The sequence below is a fragment of the Streptomyces sannanensis genome (assembly GCF_039536205.1).
Lineage (GTDB): Bacteria > Actinomycetota > Actinomycetes > Streptomycetales > Streptomycetaceae > Streptomyces > Streptomyces sannanensis.
The window spans coordinates 3,463,846-3,488,390 of record NZ_BAAAYL010000001.1; the positions used below are offsets into that span (position 1 = coordinate 3,463,846).

The 24,545-nt window shown below is 67.7% G+C and carries 22 protein-coding genes, 1 tRNA gene and 1 pseudogene; 15 read left to right on the forward strand and 9 right to left on the reverse strand.

Annotation, left to right across the window (positions count from 1 at the left end):
- The first annotated feature begins 50 nt into the window (after positions 1-50).
- From ABD858_RS16355 to trxA, 5 genes are all read left to right on the forward strand, one after another.
- Positions 51-1,754, forward strand: coding sequence for a protein kinase family protein (locus tag ABD858_RS16355; protein ID WP_345038076.1), 1,704 nt, complete (start codon positions 51-53; stop codon positions 1,752-1,754).
- 26 nt (positions 1,755-1,780) lie between these two features.
- Positions 1,781-2,467: an RNA polymerase sigma factor SigM gene (sigM, locus tag ABD858_RS16360; protein ID WP_345038078.1), complete on the forward strand. Its 687-nt coding sequence runs from the start codon at positions 1,781-1,783 to the stop codon at positions 2,465-2,467.
- Complete coding sequence (locus ABD858_RS16365; RefSeq protein ID WP_345038080.1) at positions 2,464-3,351, forward strand: anti-sigma factor; 888 nt, start codon at positions 2,464-2,466, stop codon at positions 3,349-3,351. Before sigM ends, ABD858_RS16365 begins: the two co-directional genes overlap by 4 nt.
- 123 nt (positions 3,352-3,474) lie before the next feature.
- Positions 3,475-4,437 carry a thioredoxin-disulfide reductase gene (gene trxB, locus ABD858_RS16370; protein WP_345038082.1) on the forward strand — a complete coding sequence of 321 codons (963 nt, stop codon included), beginning with the start codon at positions 3,475-3,477 and terminating at the stop codon, positions 4,435-4,437.
- 49 nt (positions 4,438-4,486) lie between these two features.
- Positions 4,487-4,822 carry a thioredoxin gene (gene trxA / locus ABD858_RS16375; protein ID WP_345038085.1) on the forward strand — a complete coding sequence of 112 codons (336 nt, stop codon included), beginning with the start codon at positions 4,487-4,489 and terminating at the stop codon, positions 4,820-4,822.
- 68 nt (positions 4,823-4,890) lie between these two features.
- Here trxA and ABD858_RS16380 read toward each other — a convergent pair whose 3' ends face one another.
- The 9 genes from ABD858_RS16380 to rpmH form a co-directional block, all read right to left on the reverse strand.
- Positions 4,891-5,508, reverse strand: a complete 618-nt coding sequence (locus tag ABD858_RS16380) for a GNAT family N-acetyltransferase (protein ID WP_345038087.1) — start codon at positions 5,506-5,508, stop codon at positions 4,891-4,893.
- A 301-nt stretch (positions 5,509-5,809) separates the two neighbouring features.
- On the reverse strand, positions 5,810-6,910 hold the full coding sequence (locus ABD858_RS16385) for a ParB/RepB/Spo0J family partition protein (protein ID WP_345038089.1): 1,101 nt from the start codon (positions 6,908-6,910) through the stop codon (positions 5,810-5,812).
- Positions 6,907-7,983, reverse strand: coding sequence for a ParA family protein (locus tag ABD858_RS16390; protein ID WP_345044592.1), 1,077 nt, complete (start codon positions 7,981-7,983; stop codon positions 6,907-6,909). The genes ABD858_RS16385 and ABD858_RS16390 overlap by 4 nt, the downstream gene beginning before the upstream one ends.
- A gap of 280 nt (positions 7,984-8,263) precedes the next feature.
- Positions 8,264-8,980, reverse strand: a complete 717-nt coding sequence (gene rsmG / locus ABD858_RS16395; protein ID WP_345038091.1) for a 16S rRNA (guanine(527)-N(7))-methyltransferase RsmG — start codon at positions 8,978-8,980, stop codon at positions 8,264-8,266.
- Between the two features lie 96 nt (positions 8,981-9,076).
- Entirely contained in the window at positions 9,077-9,583 is a 507-nt protein-coding gene (locus ABD858_RS16400; RefSeq protein WP_345038093.1) for a Jag family protein, read from the reverse strand.
- A 14-nt stretch (positions 9,584-9,597) separates the two neighbouring features.
- Positions 9,598-10,692 (reverse strand): membrane protein insertase YidC, encoded by a 1,095-nt coding sequence (gene yidC / locus ABD858_RS16405; protein ID WP_345038095.1) that lies wholly within the window; start codon positions 10,690-10,692, stop codon positions 9,598-9,600.
- A gap of 3 nt (positions 10,693-10,695) precedes the next feature.
- Complete coding sequence (gene yidD, locus ABD858_RS16410; RefSeq protein WP_345038097.1) at positions 10,696-11,013, reverse strand: membrane protein insertion efficiency factor YidD; 318 nt, start codon at positions 11,011-11,013, stop codon at positions 10,696-10,698.
- Entirely contained in the window at positions 11,010-11,381 is a 372-nt protein-coding gene (rnpA, locus tag ABD858_RS16415) for a ribonuclease P protein component (RefSeq protein ID WP_345038099.1), read from the reverse strand. Before rnpA ends, yidD begins: the two co-directional genes overlap by 4 nt.
- 18 nt (positions 11,382-11,399) lie before the next feature.
- Positions 11,400-11,537 carry a 50S ribosomal protein L34 gene (rpmH, locus tag ABD858_RS16420; protein WP_006348049.1) on the reverse strand — a complete coding sequence of 46 codons (138 nt, stop codon included), beginning with the start codon at positions 11,535-11,537 and terminating at the stop codon, positions 11,400-11,402.
- Positions 11,538-11,909: 372 nt separating this feature from the next.
- Between rpmH and dnaA the strand changes: the two genes are divergently transcribed.
- From dnaA to ABD858_RS16470, 10 genes and pseudogenes are all read left to right on the forward strand, one after another.
- Entirely contained in the window at positions 11,910-13,721 is a 1,812-nt protein-coding gene (gene dnaA, locus ABD858_RS16425; RefSeq protein WP_345038101.1) for a chromosomal replication initiator protein DnaA, read from the forward strand.
- An 886-nt stretch (positions 13,722-14,607) separates the two neighbouring features.
- Positions 14,608-15,738, forward strand: a complete 1,131-nt coding sequence (dnaN, locus tag ABD858_RS16430) for a DNA polymerase III subunit beta (protein WP_345038103.1) — start codon at positions 14,608-14,610, stop codon at positions 15,736-15,738.
- A gap of 82 nt (positions 15,739-15,820) precedes the next feature.
- A pseudogene (gene gnd / locus ABD858_RS16435) lies at positions 15,821-16,708 on the forward strand (phosphogluconate dehydrogenase (NAD(+)-dependent, decarboxylating)); the annotation flags it as partial.
- Between the two features lie 34 nt (positions 16,709-16,742).
- Positions 16,743-17,864, forward strand: a complete 1,122-nt coding sequence (gene recF / locus ABD858_RS16440; protein ID WP_345038106.1) for a DNA replication/repair protein RecF — start codon at positions 16,743-16,745, stop codon at positions 17,862-17,864.
- Positions 17,861-18,403 (forward strand): DciA family protein, encoded by a 543-nt coding sequence (locus ABD858_RS16445; RefSeq protein WP_345038108.1) that lies wholly within the window; start codon positions 17,861-17,863, stop codon positions 18,401-18,403. The genes recF and ABD858_RS16445 overlap by 4 nt, the downstream gene beginning before the upstream one ends.
- Positions 18,404-18,655: 252 nt before the next feature.
- Complete coding sequence (gyrB, locus tag ABD858_RS16450; protein WP_345038110.1) at positions 18,656-20,728, forward strand: DNA topoisomerase (ATP-hydrolyzing) subunit B; 2,073 nt, start codon at positions 18,656-18,658, stop codon at positions 20,726-20,728.
- 44 nt (positions 20,729-20,772) lie between these two features.
- Positions 20,773-23,397, forward strand: coding sequence for a DNA gyrase subunit A (gyrA, locus tag ABD858_RS16455; RefSeq protein WP_345038113.1), 2,625 nt, complete (start codon positions 20,773-20,775; stop codon positions 23,395-23,397).
- Between the two features lie 3 nt (positions 23,398-23,400).
- A complete protein-coding gene (locus ABD858_RS16460) occupies positions 23,401-24,054 on the forward strand; it encodes a DUF3566 domain-containing protein (RefSeq protein ID WP_345038115.1) in 654 nt (217 codons plus the stop codon).
- A 109-nt stretch (positions 24,055-24,163) separates the two neighbouring features.
- A tRNA-Ile gene (locus ABD858_RS16465) sits at positions 24,164-24,237 on the forward strand.
- Positions 24,238-24,388: 151 nt separating this feature from the next.
- Complete coding sequence (locus ABD858_RS16470; protein WP_234426710.1) at positions 24,389-24,523, forward strand: DLW-39 family protein; 135 nt, start codon at positions 24,389-24,391, stop codon at positions 24,521-24,523.
- The last annotated feature ends 22 nt before the right edge of the window (positions 24,524-24,545 follow it).

Genomic DNA, 24,545 nt, shown 5'->3' on the forward strand with positions numbered 1-24,545 from the left:
TTGCTCGGCTGGGCGACCAGCGCGCAACGGATGGGGAGGCAGGAACGACGGTGGCGGAACGTAGCACGGCTGCCGTCGACGTGGCTGGCAACGGCGGCGATGACCCGCTGACCGCCAAGGCGGATCAGGCCACGGCCGACGGGGTGGCGGAAGCCAAGGAGACGGCGGACAAGGGCACGCGGGAGACGGGCGGCGAGCGCAAGAGCGCCGAGCCCGTCGGCATCGCCACGCCCGAACTGCACAGCGGCCACAAGCTCGCCAGACGCTACCGGCTGGAGGAGTGCGTCACCCGTTTGGACGGGTTCAGCAGCTGGCGCGCCGTCGACGAGAAACTCCGCCGCGCCGTCGGCGTCCACATCCTTCCGGCGGACCACTCACGAGCCCGCTCCGTGCTCGCCGCCGCCCGCTCCGCGGCGCTGCTCGGCGACCCGCGCTTCGTCCAGGTCCTGGACGCCGTCGAGGAGAACGACCTCGTCTACGTCGTCCACGAATGGCTGCCCGACGCCACCGAACTCACTACCCTGCTGGCCTCCGGACCGCTGAGGGCCCACGAGGCGTACCAGCTCGTCAGCCAGCTCGCCCAGGCCATGGCCGCCGCGCACCGCGAGGGCCTTGCCCATCTCAAACTCACCCCAGGCGCGGTCCTGCGGACGTCCTCCGGCCAGTACCGCATCCGCGGACTCGCGGTGAACGCCGCCCTGCGCGGCATCACCTCCGACCGTCCGCAGCGCACCGACACCGAAGCGATCGGCGCCCTCCTCTACGCCTCGCTCACTCAGCGCTGGCCGTACGAGAGCGACGCGTACGGCCTGTCCGGGCTCCCCAAGGGCGTCGGACTCATCGCGCCCGACCAGGTACGGGCCGGCGTCCACCGGGGACTGGCCGAGCTCGCCATGCGCGCCCTGGCCAACGACGGAGCCACCGCCTCCCGCCAGGAACCCCCCTGCACGACCCCCGAAGAGCTCGTCAAGGCCATCGGGGCGATGCCCCGGATCCGCCCGCCGGAGCCCGCGTTCACCAGGCCCCCCGAGTACCAGCGCACTACGTACCAGCAGGGCACCTACGGCCGCCCCCAGCCCCGCCCGGCCACCACCCAGCCGGTCACGACACCGCCGCCCCCGCTGCAGAGCCGCACCGGAAAGGCCCTCAAGTGGGCCGTCTCGGCGCTGCTCATCGCCGCGCTGGGCCTCGGCAGCTGGCAGCTCGCGGACGCGCTCCTGGACCACGGCAAGAAGCAGGGCGACCCCGGTACAACACAGCCGAACACCGGCGGCGACGAGGACAAGAAGGCGCCCGAGTCCGGCAAGCCGATCGCCATCGCCGACGCCCATGACTTCGACCCGCTCGGTGACGGCTCCGAAAAGCCCGAAGGCATAAGGAACGCCTACGACAACGACCCGGGTACCTTCTGGCACACCGACCGCTATGTCGGCACCCCCAACTTCGGCAACCTGAAGGAAGGCGTCGGCATCGTCCTGGACCTCGGCGAGACCCACCAAGTCGGCAAGGTCGACGTCTCGTTCCTGGGCGGCGACACCTCCGTGGAGCTCAGGGCCGCCCCGAGCAACGCCCAGACCCAGCCGACGTCACCCAAGGGCTTCACCAAGATTGCCGAGGGATCCGGTTCGCAGGTGACCCTCAAGCCCGGCAAGCCGGTCGAGACGCGCTACGTTCTGGTCTGGCTGACGAAACTGCCGCAGGACCGCGGAGGCGACTTCCGCGGCAAGATCTCGGAGATCAAGATCACCACCTGACGGGAGAAGCAGGAGGGGGTTCACCGTTGGACGACGCCACACTCGGCGGCCTGAGCGACCAGGATCTTCTGGCCCGCCATGTCGCCGGCGACCCGGACGCCTTCGGTGAGCTCGTACGACGCCACCGGAACCGGCTCTGGGCCGTCGCCCTGCGCACACTCGGCGACCGTGAGGAGGCCGCCGACGCGGTACAGGACGCCCTGGTCTCCGCGTACCGCGCCGCCCACACCTTCCGCGGGCAGTCCGCCGTCACCACCTGGCTGCACCGCATCACCGTCAACGCCTGCCTCGACCGGGCCCGCAAGGCCGCCTCACGCAGGACCTCACCCGTCGACGACACCGAGCGGCTGGAACAGCTCCTGGAACCCCATGAGTCGGCCGAGGCACCCGCCGAGCGCCAGGACCTCCACCGGCAGCTCCTGGCAGCCCTCGCCACCCTGCCCGCCGACCAGCGGGCAGCCCTGGTCCTCGTCGACATGCAGGGCTACCCCGTGGCGGAAGCCGCCCTCATCCTCGACGTACCGACCGGAACCGTGAAGAGCCGCTGCGCACGCGGCCGGGCCCGGCTGTTGCCCCTGCTCGCTCATCTGCGCACTGATGCGGAGGGTAGCGCCGGGGCGGGCGGGGGAAGGAACCGGACGCAGGGGACATCCGTCCCACCAGCAGAACCGAGAAACCCAGATGCCGTGAAGGGCGGAGGTGGGCGCGCGTGACTTCCACGACCGGCACGGCTCAGCACCCGGACGTCTCGGAGATCTCCGATCTCACCGAGGGCCTGCTCCCCCCGTCCCGGACCGCGGACATCCAGCGACACCTCGACGGCTGCGCACTGTGCGCCGATGTCCGTGACTCGCTGCAGGAGATCCGCGGCCTGCTGGGCACCCTGCCCGGCCCGCAGCGCATGCCCGCCGACGTCGCCGGCCGTATTGACGCCGCCCTGGCCGCGGAGGCTCTGCTGCACTCCACCGCGCCCACCGCACCGGCCGATGTTTCACGTGAAACATCGCCCGTTCCACAGACCACGCAGACCTCCGCCACGAACCGGCCCGCCGGGCATCCCCGCGCCGCCGCGGGCCCCGGCCGCGGCCACACCGGCAGGTCCAGGCGCCGCCGCATCGCTGTACTCGGCACCGCCTTCGGCGCCGCAGCCGCAGGTCTGAGCATCGTGCTCCTCCAGGTGCTCCAGCCGTCCACAGGACCGACGGCCAAGAGCTCCGCGGAGGACGTAGGCACCGTGTACTCGGCTTCCAGTCTCGGAAAGCATGTGCAGGATCTGCTCGCATCCGGGCAGGTCTCCACCGCGCAGAACCCGGAAACGAGGAAAGCACCGATCACGAAGTCGGGCCCCGACACACGCACATGGGCACCCGCCGTCCAGGTGCCGCCCTGCGTCCAGGCAGGAACGGGCCGTCCCGACGACGCCCCCCTGGCCGCAGACAAGGGCCGCTACGAAGACAAGTCCGCCTACCTCGTCGTTCTGCCCCACCCCACCGACGACACCCGTGTCCAGGCATACGTCGTCAATGCCGACTGCGTGAAGACAGCCCCCGCCGGCAAGGGCGAACTCCTGCTGAGTCACGCCTACCCTCGCCGCTGACAGACACCCCACGCGCCGCTCCGGCACCCCGGGAATGCCCGCCCCTTAGGATCCGTTGGGTGGGGTGAGGCAAGACCAGGCCCCGGTAGGCAGTAGCAGTCTGCAGAGACGAGGAAGAAACCCGTGAGCGACGTCCGTAACGTGATCATCATTGGCTCCGGGCCCGCCGGCTACACCGCCGCTCTCTACACCGCGCGTGCATCGCTCAAGCCGCTGGTGTTCGAGGGGGCCGTCACCGCCGGCGGTGCGCTGATGAACACCACCGAGGTGGAGAACTTCCCCGGTTTCAGTGACGGCATCATGGGCCCCGAGCTGATGGACAACATGCGGGCGCAGGCCGAGCGCTTCGGCGCCGAGCTCATTCCGGACGACGTCGTCGCCGTCGACCTCAAGGGCGATATCAAGACCGTCACGGACTCGGCCGGCACCGTCCACCGTGCCAAGGCCGTCATCGTCACCACCGGCTCCCAGCACCGCAAGCTCGGACTGCCCAACGAGGACGCGCTCTCCGGTCGCGGCGTCTCCTGGTGCGCCACGTGCGACGGCTTCTTCTTCAAGGAGCACGACATCGCCGTGATCGGCGGCGGCGACACCGCGATGGAGGAAGCCACCTTCCTCTCCCGCTTCGCCAGGTCGGTCACCATCGTGCACCGCCGTGACAGCCTGCGCGCCTCCAAGGCCATGCAGGAGAGGGCCTTCGCCGACCCGAAGATCAAGTTCGCCTGGGACAGCGAGGTCGCCGCGATCCACGGAGAGCAGAAGCTCACGGGTCTGACTCTGCGTAACACCAAGACCGGCGAGACCAGCGAGCTCCCGGCCACCGGCCTGTTCATCGCCGTCGGACACGACCCGCGCACCGAGCTCTTCAAGGGTCAGCTCGACCTCGACGACGAGGGCTACCTGAAGGTCGACGCCCCCTCGACGCGCACCAACCTCACCGGCGTCTTCGCGGCCGGCGACGTCGTCGACCACACCTACCGGCAGGCCATCACCGCCGCCGGCACCGGTTGCTCCGCCGCTCTTGACGCCGAGCGCTTCCTCGCCGCACTCGCCGACGAGGCCAAGGCCTCGGACGCCACCGTCTGACCCAGCACCCCGCCCCACCCCCACACCCCGCAGAGTGAAGGAGGCCGTTGTGGCCCTCAAGACTGTGACCGACGCCGACTTCGATGAGGCCGTCCTCAAGAGCGAAAAGCCCGTCCTGGTGGACTTCTGGGCCGAGTGGTGCGGCCCGTGCCGGATGATCGCCCCGTCCCTCGAGGCGATCGCGGCCGAGCACGACGAGATCGAGATCGTGAAGCTCAACATCGACCAAAACCCGGCCACCGCCGCCAAGTACGGTGTGATGTCGATCCCGACTCTGAACGTCTACCAGGGCGGCGAGGTCGTCAAGACGATCGTCGGTGCCAAGCCGAAGGCCGCGATCGTGCGCGACCTGGCGGACTTCCTCGACGAGGACAGCCAGGGCTGACGCCTCCCTGTTTCACGTGGAACGGCCCGGTCCCATGGGGGACCGGGCCGTTCCATATATCGCCGGGATCACAGCGGGCGCAAGGCCGGTTCCTTCTGGACAGCGCCCAGCAGACGGTCCAGCGCCAGCTCGACATCCTCCTTCCAGGAGAGCGTCGTCCGTAGCTCCAGCCTCAGCCGGGGATAGGTCGGGTGTGGGCGTACGGTCTTGAAGCCCACAGCCAGAAGGTGGTCGGCGGGCAGAACACAGGCCGGCTCCTTCCAGCGGGCATCGCCGAACGCCTCAATGGCCCTGAAGCCCCGCCGCATCAGATCCTTCGCCACCGTCTGCACCATCACTCGCCCCAGGCCCTGTCCCTGATACGCCGGCATGATCCATGCCGTGATCAGCTGGACCGCGTCCGCGGACACCGGGCTGGTGGGGAAGGCAGTGGAGCGCGGCACATAAGCCGGAGGCGCGTAGAGAACAAACCCCACCGGCACATCGTCGACATAGACGACCCGCCCGCACGATCCCCACTCCAGAAGGACAGCCGAAATCCAGGCCTCCTTCTCCAGCTCGGGAGTCCCTGCCTTTACTGCTGCCTCTCCACTGACCGGATCAAGCTCCCAGAAGACACAGGCGCGGCAGCGCTTGGGAAGCTCCGGAAGGTTGTCCAGCGTGAGCGGTACGAGCCGACGCCCCATGAAGGCTGCTCCTCATTTCCTCCTCCTGCCGCACCAAGCGCGGCCGCCAGCATGCTTCGTTCCCGGAGCAGACTGCCGACAAAACCGCCGACGGCTCCCAGGCCGAACCCTGCTGTCACCAGTCCGGCGCGGCTCACCGATCGCATGGCTTCCGCCCTCCTCTGAGGTGGATCAAGCTGGATGCGCCATACCAGAACGCATCGTATCCACGCAGCGCAGACATCGACACCGTGAAACAGCAAAGGGCGGGGCGTGTTCCGGTGTGCACCCGGAACACGCCCCGCCCTCGCATACAGCGGCCTCAGCCCTCGCTGTCCTCCGCTGAGCCGGCCCGGCCCCGATCGAGGACCCGTCCCTCACCAGGGGCGAGAGTTCCGAGAATTCGCTCAAGATCCTCCATCGAGGCGAACTCGACGACGATCTTTCCCTTCTTCTGGCCGAGGTCGACCTTCACTCGCGTCTCGAACCGGTCGGAGAGTCGGGAGGCAAGATCCGACAGTGCCGGCGACACACGGGCACCGGCCCGCGGCCCCTTGGACTTGGGCGCACTCGCGGACCGTGATCCCATCAGGGTCACGATCTCCTCGACCGCCCGCACCGACAGACCCTCGGCCACGATGCGATGCGCCAGACGGTCCTGCTCCTCGGAGTCCTCCACCGCAAGCAGCGCCCGCGCATGCCCCGCCGACAGCACCCCCGCAGCGACCCTGCGCTGCACCGAGGGAGACAGCCTCAACAGGCGCAGCGTGTTCGACACCTGGGGGCGGGAACGGCCGATCCGGTCTGCCAGCTGGTCATGCGTGCAGTTGAAGTCCTTCAGCAACTGGTCGTACGCCGCGGCCTCTTCCAGCGGATTCAGCTGTGCCCGATGCAGATTCTCCAGCAGGGCGTCCAGAAGAAGCTTCTCGTCATCCGTGGCGCGGACGATCGCCGGAATCCGCTCCAGACCCGCCTCACGGCAAGCCCGCCAGCGCCGCTCGCCCATGATGAGCTCATAGCGTTCGGCACCCAACTGCCGCACAACGACGGGCTGGAGCAGTCCCACTTCCTTGATGGAGGTGACCAGCTCGGCCAGAGCGTCCTCGTCGAACACCTCGCGGGGCTGACGGGGGTTGGGCGTAATGGCATCCAGCGGCACCTCCGCGAAGTGCGCACCGGCAGGCGCCGCCACCTCCGCCGCGGTCTCCGGCTCGGCCGCCGACACCTCCGTTTCACGTGAAACAGAACTCGCCGGAAGGGCCGTCACCTTGGCAGCCGCCACTCCCCTTTCCGCAGTCAGCGCCGGGACCGGGACCGATGCCGGGGAAGCCGCAGCAACCGCCACGGGCGCAGCCTTCTCCTGTGGAGCGGCAGGGATCAGGGCACCGAGCCCACGCCCCAACCCTCTACGTCGCTCGCTCACTGAATCCCCTCCGACATGCTGTTCCGGCTGTTCTGGCTGCCCGCATGGGCGTGCGCGGCGTCGTAATGCACCCCAGCCCCGCGCAGGGCGATCTCACGGGCCGCTTCAAGATACGAGAGCGCGCCACTGGAGCCAGGATCATAGGTCAGCACGGTCTGCCCATAGCTGGGGGCCTCCGAGATACGCACGGACCGCGGAATGCTTGTCCTGAGCACCTCGTCACCGAAGTGCGTACGCACCTCCTCCGCCACCTGCGACGCGAGCCGGGTCCGGCCGTCGTACATGGTCAGCAGAATCGTCGACACATGCAGCACGGGGTTGAGGTGCCCCCGCACCAGATCGACGTTCCTCAGCAGCTGCCCCAGACCCTCCAGCGCGTAGTACTCACACTGGATCGGGATCAGCACCTCGGCACCGGCGACCATAGCATTGACGGTCAGTAGTCCCAGAGAGGGAGGGCAGTCGATGAGGATGTAGTCCAGGGGCTGCTCATACGCCTGGATCGCCCGCTGAAGCCGGCTCTCACGTGCCACCAGCGACACCAACTCGATCTCCGCACCGGCAAGATCGATGGTGGCGGGGGCACAGAACAGACCCTCGACATCCGGGACCGGCTGAACCACTTCGGAAAGCGGCCGACTGTCCACCAGGACGTCGTAGATCGAGGGAACCTCCGCATGATGGTCGATTCCCAGCGCCGTCGAGGCATTGCCCTGGGGATCGAGATCGATCACCAGAACGCGCGCCCCGTGCAGTGCAAGCGATGCGGCAAGGTTGACCGTCGTCGTGGTCTTGCCCACACCGCCCTTCTGGTTGGCGACCACCATGACGCGCGTCTGCTCGGGCCGGGGCAGCCCGTCTCCCGCACGCCCCAGCGCAGCCACCGCCAGTTGAGCAGCACGACCGATGGGGGTGTCGTCCATCGGAGGCGGTGTTTCACGTGAAACATCCGCCCCCGCCGACTCGGTACGGGGACCGGGGACCGGATCGGTCATCGGTCCCGCGATGTTGGCGTCGGACCGCAAGGATTCACCCTCCTCGACATCAGACTCGCGATGAACAGAGCCTGCCATGCTTTCGGGGCCGTGAACCAGCGAGGCCCGGCCTTCTGTGGACGAATCCACCTCTGTGGACAACCCCACACCCCTCACGAGGGGCTTCCGGTCGCGCGGCGCGGCAGCCGCACGACCGCGGCTGATGATTCCATGCAGCAGAGAGCGACGTTTCACGTGAAACACGATGCACACGCCGCCCAGCTAGACCGTCACGACACTCCGACGTGCGAACGTACGGCAGCTTGTATGGAGCATCACCGATCAGGCAGCCCCATCCGCTGCCGATCAGCGGAACAGATCAGCGCCGCCGCCGGGAACGGCCCGACCGAGCCGCCTTGGCCCTCTTCGCCGCGAACCGTACGCCGCCGGGGCTCTCACCGACCTCCACCCGCACCACCGTCGAGAGCGGATCCACGACACCCGCACCTACGTGCAGCACCGAGGTCTTCACCACACCCAGCTTGCTCAGAGCCGCCCGAGCACTGGTGATCTCCTCCTCGGCGGTGTCTCCCTTGAGCGCCAGCATCTCTCCGTACGGACGCAGCAGAGGCACGCCCCAGCTGGCCAGCCGGTCCAGCGGCGCCACGGCACGCGCCGTGACCACATGCACCGGCGGTAGCTTCCCGAGCATCTCCTCCGCCCGGCCCCGCACCACCGTCACATGGTCAAGACCCAGCAGTTCGACAACTTCCTGAAGGAAATTCGTGCGCCGCAGCAGCGGCTCCAGCAGCGTGATCTTCAGATCCGGACGCACCAGCGCCAGCGGAATGCCCGGCAGACCCGCGCCCGAACCGACATCGCAGACCGTGACACCCTCTGGCACGACCTCCGAGAGCACAGCGCAGTTCAACAGATGCCGCTCCCACAGGCGCGGCACCTCACGGGGACCGATCAGACCGCGCTTGACCCCCGCATCCGCAAGGAGCTCCGCGTACCTCACGGCCTCCGGAAAGAACTCACCGAAGACCTCCCGCGCCTGCTCCGGCGCCTGGGGAAGCTCTTCTGCCTCCGTCACGGGAACCGTCCTTCCGTACAGAACCGGCTGACTATCAGGCTGACAAAGATCGGCCCCGCCTGCGATACAGACGGGGCCGTCGAAACAAGAGACCGGTCAGGCCGGGAGAACCACAACGAAGCGCTGCGGCTCCTCGCCCTCGGACTCACTGCGCAGCCCGACGGCTGCGACAGCATCGTGCACGACCTTGCGCTCGAACGGCGTCATCGGCTTCAGCTTCACCGGCTCACCGGTGCTCTTCACCTCGGCTGCCGCCTTCGCACCCAGCTCGGCAAGCTCCGCACGCTTCTTCGCGCGGAACCCCGCGATGTCCAGCATCAGCCGGCTGCGGTCCCCGGTCTCCCGGTGCACGGCGAGCCGCGTCAGCTCCTGCAGAGCCTCCAGCACCTCACCGTCACGGCCCACGAGCTTCTGCAGATCACGGCTGCCCGTGTCGCTGATGATCGACACCGAAGCACGGTCCGCCTCGACATCCATGTCGATGTCGCCATCGAGGTCGGCGATGTCGAGCAGACCCTCGAGGTAGTCGGCCGCAATCTCACCCTCCTGCTCGAGGCGGGTCAGGGTGTCGCCGTCAGCGGCCGCGGAGGTGGTGTCCGTCACGGATGGACTCCTTCTTACTTCTTGGACGGGTGCTTGGGCCGCTGCTGACCCTTGCGCTGTCCGGACTTGGCTTGGCGTGCGGAGCCGGAAGCGGGCTTGTCTGCTTCTGCGGGCTTGGCGTCCTGCGGCTCGTCCTGCTTCTCCAGCGAGGTCTTCGCATCTGCAGCACCGGCCGCCTGACGCTGCGCCTTGGTCTGACGCTTGGGCTGCTGACGCGCGGCACGGGCGGCCTCGGCCGCCTGACGCGCCTCGATCTCCTCCGGGGCTTCCTTGATCTTGCCCTGGGCGCGCAGCTTCTCCTGCCGCTGCTTGTACGCGAGGCTGCCCGGGGTGGGGTTCCGGCGGATCACGTACATCTGCTGGCCCATGGTCCACACGTTGGTGGTCAGCCAGTAGAGGAGGACACCGACCGGGAAGTTGACACCGAAGCCGGCGAACATGATCGGGAAGACGTACATCAGCATCTTCTGCTGCTGCATGAACGGCGTCTTCACCGTCAGGTCGACGTTCTTCGTCATCAGCTGGCGCTGCGTGTAGAACTGCGAGAACGACATCAGCACGATCATGATGACCGTGACGACGCGGACATCCGTCAGCGTCGCGCCCAGCGCCTGCACCGTCTCGGCGCTGTCCATGAACTTCGCCGGAATCGGAGCACCGAAGATCTCCGCCTTACGGGCACTGTCCAGAAGCGACTGGTCGATGACGCCGACGGTCTGATCCCGCGCGATGTCATTCAGCACCGTGTAGAGGGCGAAGAAGAACGGCGACTGCGCCAGGATGGGAAGGCACGAGGAGAGCGGGTTCGTGCCCGTCTCCTTGTACAGCTTCATCATCTCTTCGGACTGACGCTGCTTGTCGCTCTTGTAGCGCTCCTGGATCGCCTTCATCTTCGGCTGGAGCGCCTGCATGTTCCGGGTCGCCTTGATCTGCTTCACGAAGAGCGGGATCAGACAGATCCGGATCAGCACCACCAGGGACACGATGGACAGCCCCCAGGCCCAGCCCGTGTCGGGCCCGAAGATCGCGCCGTACAGCGTGTGGAACTGGACGATGACCCAGGAGACGGGTGTGGTGATAAAGCTGAAGATACTGGCAACCGAGTCCACTAATCAGGCTCCTTGAGCATTGGGCGAGGTCTCTGCTGAAGTGGCGGAGTTCCCGCCCCTGCGGTCACGCCACGCGTTGCGCAGCATTTCGTGCCAACGCGGGCGCTTGCGCGGCGGAACATGGTCCACACCGCCCGGCGACCACGGATTGCACCGCAGAATGCGCCAGGCGGTCAGGGCCGTACCCTTCACCGCGCCATGCCGATCGATGGCCGTATATCCGTAGTGGGAACACGACGGGTAGTACCTGCAGACAGGTCCGAGCAAGGGACTGATCGTCCACTGGTACAACTTGATCAAAGCCAGCAGTGGGTATTTCACCGCGAACCCCCTCCCAGCAGCCGCTCCAGAGCGGCGTCCAGGTCTCGGGCCAGCTGTGCCTGCTCGGCGTCGCCCGCTCCGGGCAGCGCCCGTACGACCACAAGGCTACCGGGGGGCAGCTGTGACAGCCGATCGCGCACCAGATGGCGCAGCCTGCGCTTCACCGCGTTGCGGACAACCGATCCACCCACGGCCTTGCTCACGACGAAACCCGCACGCGTCGGGGGAACGCTCTCCCCAAGCGCGTGCGGGTCCGTTGTACCGCTGCGTAGATGAACGACGAGAAGCGGGCGCCCGGCCCGGCGTCCTCGGCGTACCGCGGTCGCGAAGTCCTCGCGCCGCCTCAGCCGATTCTCGGAAGGCAGCACGTCACGACCTGTACAAGATCAGGCGGACAGGCTGGCGCGACCCTTGCTGCGGCGGGACGCAAGAATCGCGCGGCCGGCACGGGTGCGCATACGCAGCCGGAAGCCGTGGGTCTTCGCGCGACGACGGTTGTTCGGCTGGAAGGTGCGCTTGCTCACTCGGGGGCTCCAGAAATGATTCGTGTGGTGGCGGGACATCGCCTGGCTGTCACCGTGCGCCCACGAGTAGCTCGCAATACGCCCGAGTGCACCGCTTCACCGGTCACATGAACGTGACCTTCGCCCATCGGTAGGCAGGCGGCAGCAGCCATCGACAACTCGACCTGGTCACGGTACGCGCGGCCACACCATCCGGTCAAACCAGTGCCACGGCATGGCACTCTGTACACAGCCTGTGGACAACGACTTGAACCGCATGGGCAGCCCTGACTACCGTGGCTGAACTCCGAATCTTTTTCCCCCCGCTTGCCGGGCCTGACCAACCCGTCCCGAGAACCACACATTCGTGGGACCTGTGAGAGAGCGTGCCTTGTGGCTGACGTACCTGCCGATCTTGCCGCAGTGTGGCCGCGAGTGCTGGAGCACCTCCTCGGCGAGGGGCAGCCGGGCATCGAGCCCAAGGACAAGCAGTGGATCGAGCGCTGCCAGCCGCTGGCACTCGTCGCCGACACCGCGCTTCTCGCCGTGCCCAACGAATGGGGAAAGCGCGTCCTCGAGGGCAGGCTCGCCCCGCTCATCAGCGACACGCTGAGCCGTGAGTGCGGCCGGCCGATCCGTATCGCCATCACCGTCGACGACTCCGCCGCCGGACCCGTCGGCCCGCCGGCCCCCCAGGCCCAGCCGACGCACCCCCAGCACCTCCAGCACCCCCAGCACCCCCCGCGCTACCCGGACGACGGCTACGGACACCGGCCGGCCGGCGACGACGGTCTGCCGGCCGTACGCCCGGCCTACCCCGAGTACCAGCAGCGCCCCGAACCCGGCGCCTGGCCGCGTACCCAGGACGACCTCTCCTGGCAGCAGCCCCGCCTGGGCGGCTTCCAGGAGCGCGATCCGTATGCCACACCGCGCCCGTCGCAGCCGCAGCACGACTACCGGCCGCAGCAGGGTGGCGAGCACTCCGCGTACGACCCGTCGCAGTACGACACCCCTGCTTACGAGACCCAGTACGACCAGCCGCTCCCGGAGCGCCGCGACCTGCCCGAGCCGCAGGCCCCGCTCCGCGGCGGCGTCCCGGGCGGCCCCGCCGGACCCGGTTCCTCTCCGTCCGCGCAGTCCGCAGCGGCGGCCGGCGGCGGACAGGTGGAGCCGCATGCCCGCCTGAACCCGAAGTACCTGTTCGACACCTTCGTCATCGGGGCGTCCAACCGGTTCGCGCACGCCGCGGCGGTCGCGGTGGCCGAGGCACCTGCCAAGGCGTACAACCCTCTCTTCATCTACGGGGAGTCGGGCCTCGGCAAGACGCATCTGCTGCATGCCATCGGGCACTACGCGCGGAGCCTCTACCCGGGCACCCGGGTGCGCTATGTGAGCTCCGAGGAGTTCACCAACGAGTTCATCAACTCGATCCGCGACGGCAAGGGCGACGCTTTCCGCAAGCGCTACCGCGATGTGGACATCCTGCTGGTCGACGACATCCAGTTCCTCGCGAGCAAGGAGTCGACGCAGGAGGAGTTCTTCCACACCTTCAACACCCTCCACAACGCCAACAAGCAGATCGTGCTGTCCTCCGACCGGCCGCCCAAGCAGCTGGTGACCCTGGAGGACCGGCTGCGCAACCGCTTCGAGTGGGGCCTGACGACCGATGTGCAGCCGCCGGAGCTGGAGACGCGCATCGCGATCCTCCGTAAGAAGGCGGTGCAGGAGCAGCTCAATGCCCCGCCGGAGGTGCTGGAGTTCATCGCCTCCCGGATCTCGCGCAACATCCGCGAGCTGGAGGGCGCGCTGATCCGGGTCACGGCCTTCGCATCGCTGAACCGGCAACCGGTGGACCTCGGCCTCACCGAGATCGTGCTGAAGGACCTGATCCCCGGGGGCGAGGACTCGGCCCCCGAGATCACCGCAACCGCCATCATGGCGGCCACCGCCGACTACTTCGGGCTGACGGTGGAGGATCTGTGCGGCTCGTCGCGCAGCCGGGTTCTGGTGACTGCCCGGCAGATCGCCATGTATCTGTGCCGCGAGCTGACGGATCTCTCGCTGCCGAAGATCGGGGCGCAGTTCGGCGGCCGCGACCATACGACGGTGATGCACGCGGACCGGAAGATCCGTGCGCTGATGGCGGAGCGCCGCTCGATCTACAACCAGGTCACGGAGCTCACCAACCGCATCAAGAACGGCTGACACAGCCGCGTCGGCAGCCTCGACAGGGCGCCCCGGGACACCGGTCCCGGGGCGCCCTTCGTGCGTTCCACCGGCCTCCGGGCGCGCTTCCGGCCGGCCTCAGCCGCGGCTTCCGGGCCGCCGGACAACACGACCGTGTTCGAATACCCGGCGGTCGGTGTGACTTCTCCACAGATCTGGGGGCGATGCGCCGTCCACACCCTGGGGACTGCTCCACTGTCCAGATCGTGTCCACAGGCTGCGTCCACTTGGGTTGATCCTCGCAGGTCAGTGGGGTGTGGAATTGTGAGCGAAGCGTCTCCACAGGCTGTGGACACCGAAATCGTCCACAGGGGCGTCGTCTCCCTTGTCCACCGGGCTCGGCACACAGCCCACAGGGAGGGTGGCGTCGTCCACAGCTTTCCCACAGCGCTGTCCACTGTTCGGCAAGGAAACGTCTGGGCTCACTGCGTCGAGTGAAAGGCGTCACACCAAGGTGCCGGGTTGGGTTGTGGGGAACCTGGGTAAAGCTGGGGACAGCACTGGGGAGAAGTCGGCGCACCCTGTGCATCAGATGTGCGTAACTTTCACGTGTCCACAGACGAGCCGACTTGTCCACGGCCCGCGCCCACAGGACCGGTGGACAAAAAAGTGGCCCTGACCTGCGCGAATCAGGTTATCCACGGTTTCCACAAGCCCTACTACTACTTCCACTTAGAGTTAGCTGGGAGTTCGCTTCGAAGTCGGGCCTGTGCACAACTCGCTCCCGGAGCCTCTGGTGCCTCTCGGCCCGACTTGACCCGGACCCCGCACCGAGTGTCAGCGGCGTGCGTCAGACTGGTTCCCGGCATCTAGCCACTCGAAGAAGGCCAGCAGGGCGAGCCAGCGACAGCAGGAGGCGGTACCGGTGAAGATCCGGGTGGAGCGCGATGTACTCGCGGAGGCAGTGGCCTGGGCGGCCCGCAGCCTCCCGGCCCGTCCGCCGGTGCCCGTTCTCGCGGGCCTTCTGCTGAAGGCCGAGGACGGCGCACTGAGCCTCTCGGGCTTCGACTACGAGGTCTCGGCGCGGGTCTCGGTGGAGGCGGACGTGGAGGAGGACGGCACCGTCCTCGTCTCCGGCCGGCTGCTCGCCGACATCTGCCGGGCTCTCCCCAACCGCCCGGTCGAGATCTCCACAGACGGTGTACGGGTGACCGTCGTCTGCGGCTCCTCGCGATTCACACTCCACACCCTTCCTGTGGAGGAGTACCCGTCGCTGCCGCAGATGCCGGGCGCCACCGGCACCGTCCCCGGTGACGTCTTCGCCTCAGCCGTGGCCCAGGTGGCCATCGCCGCCGGCCGCGACGACACGCTCCCGGTGCTCACGGGTGTGCGGATCGAGATCGAGGGCGACACCGTCACGCTGGCCTCCACCGACCGCTACCGCTTCGCGGTCCGTGAGTTCCTGTGGAAGCCGGAGTCCCCGGACGCCTCCGCGGTCGCCCTGGTGCCCGCCAAGACGCTGCTGGACACCGCCAAGTCGCTGACCAGTGGCGACACGGTCACGCTGGCGCTGTCGGGCTCGGGCGCGGGCGAGGGCCTGATCGGTTTCGAGGGCGCCGGCCGCCGTACGACCACGCGGCTGCTGGAAGGCGACCTGCCGAAGTACCGCACGCTCTTCCCCACCGAGTTCAACTCGGTCGCGGTGATCGAGACCGCCCCGTTCGTCGAGGCCGTCAAGCGTGTGTCGCTGGTCGCCGAGCGCAACACCCCGGTGCGGCTCACCTTCGAGCAGGGCGTGCTGATCCTGGAGGCCGGTTCCAGCGACGACGCACAGGCTGTGGAGCGTGTGGACGCCCAGCTGGACGGCGACGACATCTCGATCGCGTTCAACCCGACCTTCCTGCTGGACGGGCTCAGCGCCATCGACTCCCCGGTCGCCCAGCTGTCCTTCACCACCTCCACCAAGCCCGCGCTGCTCAGCGGCAAGCCCGCGGTGGACGCGGAGGCGGACGACGCCTACAAGTACCTGATCATGCCGGTGCGTCTGAGCGGCTGAGCCCACAGGTGAGTACCCGTGTCCGGGCGTAGGCTCGGACACGGGTACGAAAGCCACCAAAGCCACCAAAGCCACGACGTCAAAGGAACATGTGATGGAGCTCGGTCTCGTCGGCCTCGGCAAGATGGGCGGCAACATGCGCGAGCGCATCCGCCGCGCAGGCCACACGGTCATCGGTTACGACCGGAACCCGGAACTCGCTGATGTCCACAGCCTCCAGGAGCTTGTGGAGAAGCTGAAGGGCCCCCGGGTCGTCTGGGTGATGGTGCCGGCCGGTGAGGCCACCCAGTCCACCATCGACGAGCTGGCCTCGCTGCTCTCGCCGGGCGACATCGTCGTGGACGGCGGCAACTCGCGCTGGACGGACGACGAGAAGCACGCCGGGGAGCTCGCCGCCAAGGGCATCGGCTTCGTCGACTGCGGTGTGTCCGGCGGCGTGTGGGGCCTGGAGAACGGTTACGCGCTGATGTACGGCGGCGACAAGGAGCACGTCGCCCGGGTGCAGCCGATCTTCGACGCGCTGAAGCCCGAGGGCGATTTCGGCTCGGTCCACGCGGGCAAGGTCGGTGCCGGCCACTTCGCGAAGATGGTCCACAACGGCATCGAGTACGCGATGATGCAGGCCTTCGCCGAGGGCTGGGAGCTGCTGGAGGCCGTGGACTCGGTCACCGACGTGCGTGAGGTCTTCCGGTCCTGGCAGGAAGGCACGGTCATCCGGTCCTGGCTGCTGGACCTGGCCGTGCGTGCGCTGGACGACGACGAGCACCTGGAGAAGCTGCGCGGCTACGCGGCGGACTCCGGCGAGGGCCGGTGGACCGTCGAGGCCGCGATCGACAACGCGGTGCCGCTGCCCGCGATCACGGCGTCCCTGTTCGCGCGCTTCGCGTCCCGCCAGGACGACTCCCCGCAGATGAAGATGATCGCCGCTCTGCGCAACCAGTTCGGCGGTCACGCGGTCGAGTCCAAGTAACACAGCACTGCCGGGGGAGGTCGGCGTACAACTCATGCATCTGACGCATTTGTCGCTGGCCGACTTCCGCTCGTACGCCCGGGTCGAGGTCCCGCTCGACCCGGGCGTCACCGCTTTCGTGGGCGCGAACGGCGAGGGCAAGACGAATCTGGTCGAGGCGGTCGGCTATCTGGCGACGCTGGGCAGCCACCGGGTCTCATCGGACGCGCCGCTCGTGCGGATGGGGGCCGACCGGGCGGTGATCAGGGCCGCGGTGACGCAGGGCGAGCGGTCCCAGCTGGTCGAGCTCGAGCTGAATCCGGGCCGGGCCAATCGCGCTCGTGTCAACAGGTCGTCGCAGGTCAGGCCGCGGGATGTACTGGGGATCGTACGGACCGTGCTGTTCGCCCCGGAGGATCTGGCTCTGGTGAAGGGCGATCCCGGGGAGCGTCGCCGCTTCCTGGACGAGCTGATCACGGCGCGGGCGCCGCGCATGGCGGGGGTACGGTCCGATTACGACCGGGTGCTCAAGCAGCGCAACACGTTGCTGAAGTCGGCGGCGATGGCCCGCCGGCACGGTGGCCGTTCGCTGGACCTGTCCACCCTCGATGTGTGGGACCAGCATCTGGCGCGGGCCGGTGCCGAGCTGCTGGCCCAGCGGCTGGATCTGATCGCGATTCTGCAGCCGCTGGCGGACAAGGCGTACGAGCAGTTGGCGCCGGGCGGCGGCCCGGTGGGTCTCGAGTACCGGTCGTCGGCGCCGGGTGACGGGCAGACGCGCGAGGAGCTGTACGAGCAGCTGATGCAGGCGCTCGCGGAGGTGCGCAGGCAGGAGATCGAGCGGGGTGTGACGCTGGTCGGTCCGCACCGTGACGAGCTGCTGCTGAATCTGGGGCGGCTGCCGGCGAAGGGCTATGCGAGCCATGGCGAGTCGTGGTCGTTCGCGCTGGCGTTGCGTCTTGCCTCGTACGACCTGCTGCGCGCGGAGGGCAATGAGCCGGTGCTGGTGCTGGACGATGTGTTCGCCGAGCTGGACGCTCGGCGCCGGGAGCGGCTGGCGGAGCTGGTGGCCGTGGGTGAGCAGGTGCTGGTGACGGCGGCTGTGGACGATGACGTTCCGGGGGTGCTGGCGGGGGCGCGGTACGCGGTGTCCGGTGGTGTGGTGGAGCGGGTATGAGCGCGGACGAGATTCCCGACCGCCCGAAGGTAACGCCCGAATTGTCCGGGGTTGATCTGGCTCGGGTGGCGTTGCGTGCGGCCAAGGAGCAGGCGAAGGCGCGTGGTGCGGCAGCCCAGCAGCGCAAGCAGGCCAGGCGCGGCGGGGGGCTGCGCTCGGGGGCGCGGGCGGACGGCCGTGATCCGTTGCCGCTGGGTGCTGCGATCAATCGGCTGATCTCGGAGCGCGGCTGGGAGACTCCGGCCGCGGTGGGCGGGGTGATGGGCCGCTGGCCACAGATCGTGGGCGAGGACCTGGCGAAGCACTGTGTGCCTCAGCGGTACGACGAGGACGACCGGGTGCTGACGGTGCAGTGCGATTCGACGGCGTGGGCGACGCAGTTGCGGTTGCTGGCGCCGCGGCTGGTGGCCCGGCTGAACGAGGATCTGGGCCAGGGCTCGGTGAAGGTGATCAAGGTGCTGGGTCCGGGGGGTCCGCAGCGCCGGTACGGGCCGCTGCGGGCACCGGGGAGCACGGGGCCTGGAGACACCTACGGATGAGGTGTCCCTCACGGTAGCGAGAGGTTGACAGCCCGAAGCGCTGGACGCCCGTGTGAGCCTCTTGGAGCCCCTGCCCTGATATGGGGAGTCGGTAGGCGGTCCCCCAGGGCGGCACATGCGGACTCAGGCACCGGCAAACCCCCATCAATGTCAGTGGTACCGGTAGACTGGTAGGTAATCCCGCCGGTTAGCGGGACACGTCGACCAACGCAGAACGACGCAGCCGCTCCTGCCCGGGGCAGGGGAAGGCTCGTGCTGTGCCAGAAAGGGCGCTTCGTGGCCGATTCCGGCAACCTCAACGAGAACAATCCGTCCAATGTCGGTGACACCGGCGCGTCCGCCGAGGTCACCTCGTCGTACGACGCCAGTGCGATCACCGTCCTCGAAGGCCTGGACGCGGTTCGCAAGCGACCTGGCATGTACATCGGCTCGACCGGTGAGCGCGGTCTGCACCACCTGGTGTACGAAGTCGTGGACAACTCGGTCGACGAGGCCCTGGCGGGCCACGCGGACCGTATCGATGTGACGATCCTCGCCGACGGCGGTGTGCGGGTGATCGACAACGGCCGCGGTATTCCGGTGGACATCCACCCGGTGGAGAAGAAGCCGGCGGTCGAGGTCGTGCTGACCGTGCTGCATGCGGGCGGCAAGTTCGGCGGTGGCGGTTACGCCGTCTCCGGCGGTCTGCACGGTGTGGGTGTGTCCGTGGTGAACGCGCTGTCGCAGAAGGTCTCGGTGGAGATCAAGCGTGACGGCTACCGCTGGACGCAGGACTACAAGATGGGTGTCCCGACGGCGCCGCTCGCCAAGCACGAGGGGGTCGCCGACTCGGGCACCTCCGTGACGTTCTGGGCCGACGGGGACATCTTCGAGACCACGGAGTACTCCTTCGAGACGCTGTCGCGGCGTTTCCAGGAGATGGCGTTCCTCAACAAGGGTCTGACGATCTCGCTGACGGACGAGCGCGAGTCGGCCAGGGCGACGGTCGGTGCCGACGACCCGGAGGCCGAGGCCGAGGAGCAGAAGGCCCGTACGGTCACGTATCACTACGAGGGCGGCATCGTCGACTTCGTGAAGTACCTCAACTCCCGTAAGGGTGACGTGATTCACCCGACGGTCATCGATATCGACGCCGAGGACAGGGAGCGGATGCTCTCGGTCGAGATCGCGATGCAGTGGAACTCGCAGTACTCGGAGGGTGTGTACTCCTTCGCGAACACGATCCACACGCATGAGGGCGGTACGCACGAGGAGGGCTTCCGTGCGGCGCTGACGGGTCTGGTGAACCGGTACGCGCGTGACAAGAAGCTGCTGCGGGAGAAGGACGACAACCTTGCGGGTGAGGACATCCGCGAGGGTCTGACGGCGATCATCTCGGTCAAGCTCGGTGAGCCGCAGTTCGAGGGTCAGACGAAGACGAAGCTGGGCAACACGGAGGCGAAGACCTTCGTCCAGAAGATCGTCAACGAGCACCTCACGGACTGGTTCGACCGCAACCCGAACGAGGCCGCAGACATCATCCGCAAGTCGATCGCGGCGGCCACGGCCCGTGTCGCGGCCCGCAAGGCGCGCGATCTGACCCGGCGCAAGGGCCTGCTGGAGTCGGCGTCGCTGCCGGGCAAGCTGTCCGACTGCCAGTCGAACGAGCCGGCGAAGTGCGAGATCTTCATCGTCGAGGGTGACTCCGCCGGTGGTTCGGCGAAGTCCGGCCGCAACCCGATGTACCAGGCGATCCTGCCGATCCGCGGCAAGATCCTGAACGTCGAGAAGGCGCGGATCGACAAGATCCTGCAGAACACCGAGGTGCAGGCGCTGATCTCGGCGTTCGGCACGGGTGTGCACGAGGACTTCGACATCGAGAAGCTCCGCTATCACAAGATCATTCTGATGGCGGACGCCGATGTCGACGGCCAGCACATCAACACGCTGTTGCTCACCTTCCTGTTCCGCTTCATGCGGCCGCTGGTCGAGGCAGGGCATGTCTTCCTCTCCCGCCCGCCGCTGTACAAGATCAAGTGGGGTCGGGACGACTTCGAGTACGCGTACTCCGACCGTGAGCGCGACGCCCTGGTCGAGCTGGGCAAGCAGAACGGCAAGCGGATCAGGGAGGACTCGATCCAGCGCTTCAAGGGTCTCGGCGAGATGAACGCCGAGGAGCTGCGGGTGACCACGATGGACCAGGAGCACCGGGTGCTCGGCCAGGTCACGCTGGACGACGCGGCCCAGGCCGACGATCTGTTCTCGGTGCTGATGGGTGAGGACGTCGAGGCCCGGCGCTCCTTCATCCAGCGCAACGCCAAGGACGTCCGCTTCCTCGACATCTGAGTCGGTCCGTCGCTGACCGCTTCGAAAGGATCTGAGAACCGGCAATGGCCGACGAGACTTCCCCCGCCTTCGGCGGGGACACCCCTGCCCCCGTGACCACCGAGGAAGAAGGACCGCAGATGCGGATCGAGCCCGTCGGGCTCGAGACGGAGATGCAGCGCTCCTACCTCGACTACGCGATGTCCGTCATCGTGTCGCGCGCGCTGCCGGACGTACGGGACGGTCTCAAGCCCGTCCACCGGCGTGTGCTGTACGCGATGTACGACGGCGGGTACCGGCCCGAGAAGGGCTTCTACAAGTGCGCCCGTGTCGTCGGCGACGTCATGGGTACGTACCACCCGCACGGCGACACCTCGATCTACGACGCCCTGGTGCGTCTGGCGCAGCCGTGGTCGATGCGGATGCCGCTGGTGGACTCCAACGGCAACTTCGGCTCCCCGGGCAACGACCCGGCGGCCGCCATGCGCTACACCGAGTGCAAGATGGCGCCGCTGTCGATGGAGATGGTCCGGGACATCGACGAGGAGACCGTCGACTTCCAGGACAACTACGACGGCCGTAACCAGGAGCCGACGGTCCTGCCGTCCCGCTTCCCGAACCTGCTGGTCAACGGCTCGGCGGGTATCGCGGTCGGTATGGCCACCAACATCCCGCCGCACAATCTGCGGGAGGTGGCCCAGGGCGCGCAGTGGTACCTGGAGCACCCGGAGGCCACCCACGAGGAGCTGCTCGACGCGCTGATCGAGCGGATCAAGGGCCCGGACTTCCCGACCGGTGCCCTGGTGGTGGGCCGCAAGGGCATCGAGGAGGCGTACCGCACGGGCCGTGGCTCGATCACGATGCGTGCGGTGGTCGAGGTCGAGGAGATCCAGAACCGCCAGTGCCTGGTGGTCACGGAGCTGCCCTACCAGGTCAACCCGGACAACCTCGCGCAGAAGATCGCCGACCTGGTGAAGGACGGCAAGATCGGCGGTATCGCGGACGTCCGCGACGAGACGTCCTCGCGCACCGGCCAGCGTCTGGTCATCGTGCTGAAGCGGGACGCGGTCGCCAAGGTCGTGCTGAACAACCTGTACAAGCACACCGACCTGCAGACGAACTTCGGCGCGAACATGCTGGCGCTGGTCGACGGTGTGCCGCGCACGCTGTCGCTGGACGCGTTCATCCGTCACTGGGTGACGCACCAGATCGAGGTCATCGTCCGGCGTACGAAGTTCCGGCTGCGCAAGGCCGAGGAGCGGGCCCACATCCTGCGCGGTCTGCTCAAGGCACTGGACGCGATCGACGAGGTCATCGCGCTGATCCGGCGCAGTGACACGGTCGAGGTCGCGCGCGAGGGCCTGATGAGCCTCCTGGAGATCGACGAGATCCAGGCGAACGCGATCCTGGAGATGCAGCTCCGCCGGCTGGCGGCCCTGGAGCGGCAGAAGATCCTCCAGGAGCACGACGAGCTCCAGGCGAAGATCAACGAGTACAACGAGATCCTCGCCTCTCCCGAGCGTCAGCGCCAGATCATCAGCGAGGAACTGGGCGCGCTGGTGGAGAAGTTCGGCGACGACCGCCGCTCCAAGCTGGTGCCGTTCGACGGTGACATGTCCATCGAGGATCTGATCGCCGAGGAGGACATCGTCGTCACCATCACGCGTGGCGGCTATGTGAAGCGCACGAAGACCGACGACTACCGCTCGCAGAAGCGTGGCGGCAAGGGCGTGCGCGGCACGAAGCTCAAGGAAGACGACATCGTCGACCACTTCTTCGTGTCCACGACGCACCACTGGCTGCTGTTCTTCACCAACAAGGGCCGGGTGTACCGGGCCAAGGCGTACGAGCTTCCGGACGTCGGCCGGGACGCGCGCGGTCAGCACGTGGCGAACCTGCTCGCCTTCCAGCCGGAGGAGCGGATCGCTCAGATCCTGGCGATCCGCGACTACGAGGCGGCTCCCTACCTGGTGCTGGCCACGAAGTCGGGTCTGGTGAAGAAGACCCCGCTGAAGGACTACGACTCGCCGCGTTCGGGCGGTGTCATCGCGATCAACCTCCGGGAGACGGACGGTGAGGGCGACGGCGCGTCGGACGAGCTGATCGGCGCGGAGCTGGTGTCGGCGGAGGACGATTTGCTGCTCATCAGCAAGAAGGCGCAGTCGATCCGGTTCACCGCGACGGATGAGGCGCTGCGGCCGATGGGCCGGGCCACATCGGGCGTCAAGGGCATGAGTTTCCGTCAAGGGGACGAGCTGCTCTCGATGAATGTCGTCCGGCCCGGTACTTTCGTCTTCACCGCAACCGATGGCGGATACGCGAAGCGCACAGCCGTCGACGAGTACCGCGTCCAGGGCCGCGGCGGCCTCGGTATCAAGGCCGCCAAGATCGTGGAGGACCGCGGTTCGCTCGTGGGTGCGCTGGTGGTCGAGGAGGCCGATGAGATCCTTGCCATCACGTTGTCGGGCGGTGTGATTCGTACGCGAGTCAACGAGGTCAGGGAGACGGGCCGTGACACCATGGGCGTCCAACTGATCAACCTGGGCAAGCGCGATGCCGTGGTCGGCATCGCCCGTAACGCCGAGGCCGGTCGCGAAGCCGAGGAGGTCGACGCGACGGAGGGGGCCGAAGGCGGGACGGCCGAAGGCGCCGAGGGCACGCAGCCTTCGGCAGGGGAGCACGAGGAGTAAAGCGTGAGCGGAGCCATGGGCGCCGGAGCGGCTGGTTCTGGAGCGAACGGTGCCCGTGGCTCTGCCACGGACTCCCGGGGCGGGCAGGGCAGGGGGGCGACGGTGACGGAGACCCGAGAGGGTCAGGCCTCGTACGACGACCATTCGGAGAGTCCCCTGCCGGGCGAGCGCGAGCAGGCCTCGGCGGCCGGCCGGCAGCCCTATCACCCGCCGCAGGCCTACCAGGTGCCGAAGGAAGGCACCCAGGGCGTGCGCAGGCCGCGTACGGGTGCGCGGACGACTCCGCGTACCCGTAAGGCGCGGCTGCGGGTGGCCAAGGCCGATCCGTGGTCGGTGATGAAGGTCAGCTTCCTGCTGTCCATCGCCCTGGGCATCTGCACGGTGGTGGCGTCCGCCGTGCTGTGGATGGTCATGGACGCGATGGGTGTCTTCTCCACGGTCGGCGGGACGATCAGCGAGGCCACTGGCTCCAACGAGAGCAACGGCTTCGATCTGCAGTCGTTCCTGTCGCTGCCGCGTGTCCTGCTCTTCACCTCGGTCATCGCGGTGATCGATGTGGTGCTGGCCACGGCGTTGGCGACGCTGGGCGCCTTCATCTACAACCTGTCGGCCGGTTTTGTGGGCGGTGTCGAGCTCACGCTCGCCGAGGACGAGTAAGGCCCGGCAGTATCGATCCGGCCTGGGGCCAGGGCCGATTTTGGGACTGGCCCCCACGTGCGCTAATCTTCAGGAGTCGGCGCGCAGGAAAGCGCGAAAAGCGACGCCCGGGGCTATAGCTCAGTTGGTTAGAGCGCATCCCTGATAAGGATGAGGCCACAGGTTCAAATCCTGTTAGCCCCACAATGAAGGCCCGGTGGTTCGGAAGAACCACCGGGCCTTCTGCATGTGCGCCGGACAGGAGTTGGGGGGCATAGGTCACTGATCGGTATCGGCCGGGAGGTATAGTCGGGCGCCAGAGGTCTCCTACGTCAACGAAAGACGAGGTCGCGCGGTGAAGAAGCTTCTCCTGGTCGCACTGGCCGCCATCGGCGGGCTCCTCGTGTACCGCCAGATCCAGGCGGATCGCGCCGAGCAGGATCTGTGGACGGAGGCGACTGACTCCGTGTCCGCAGGTTCGGGTGTGTGAGTTCCAGCAGTCCGAATCCGGG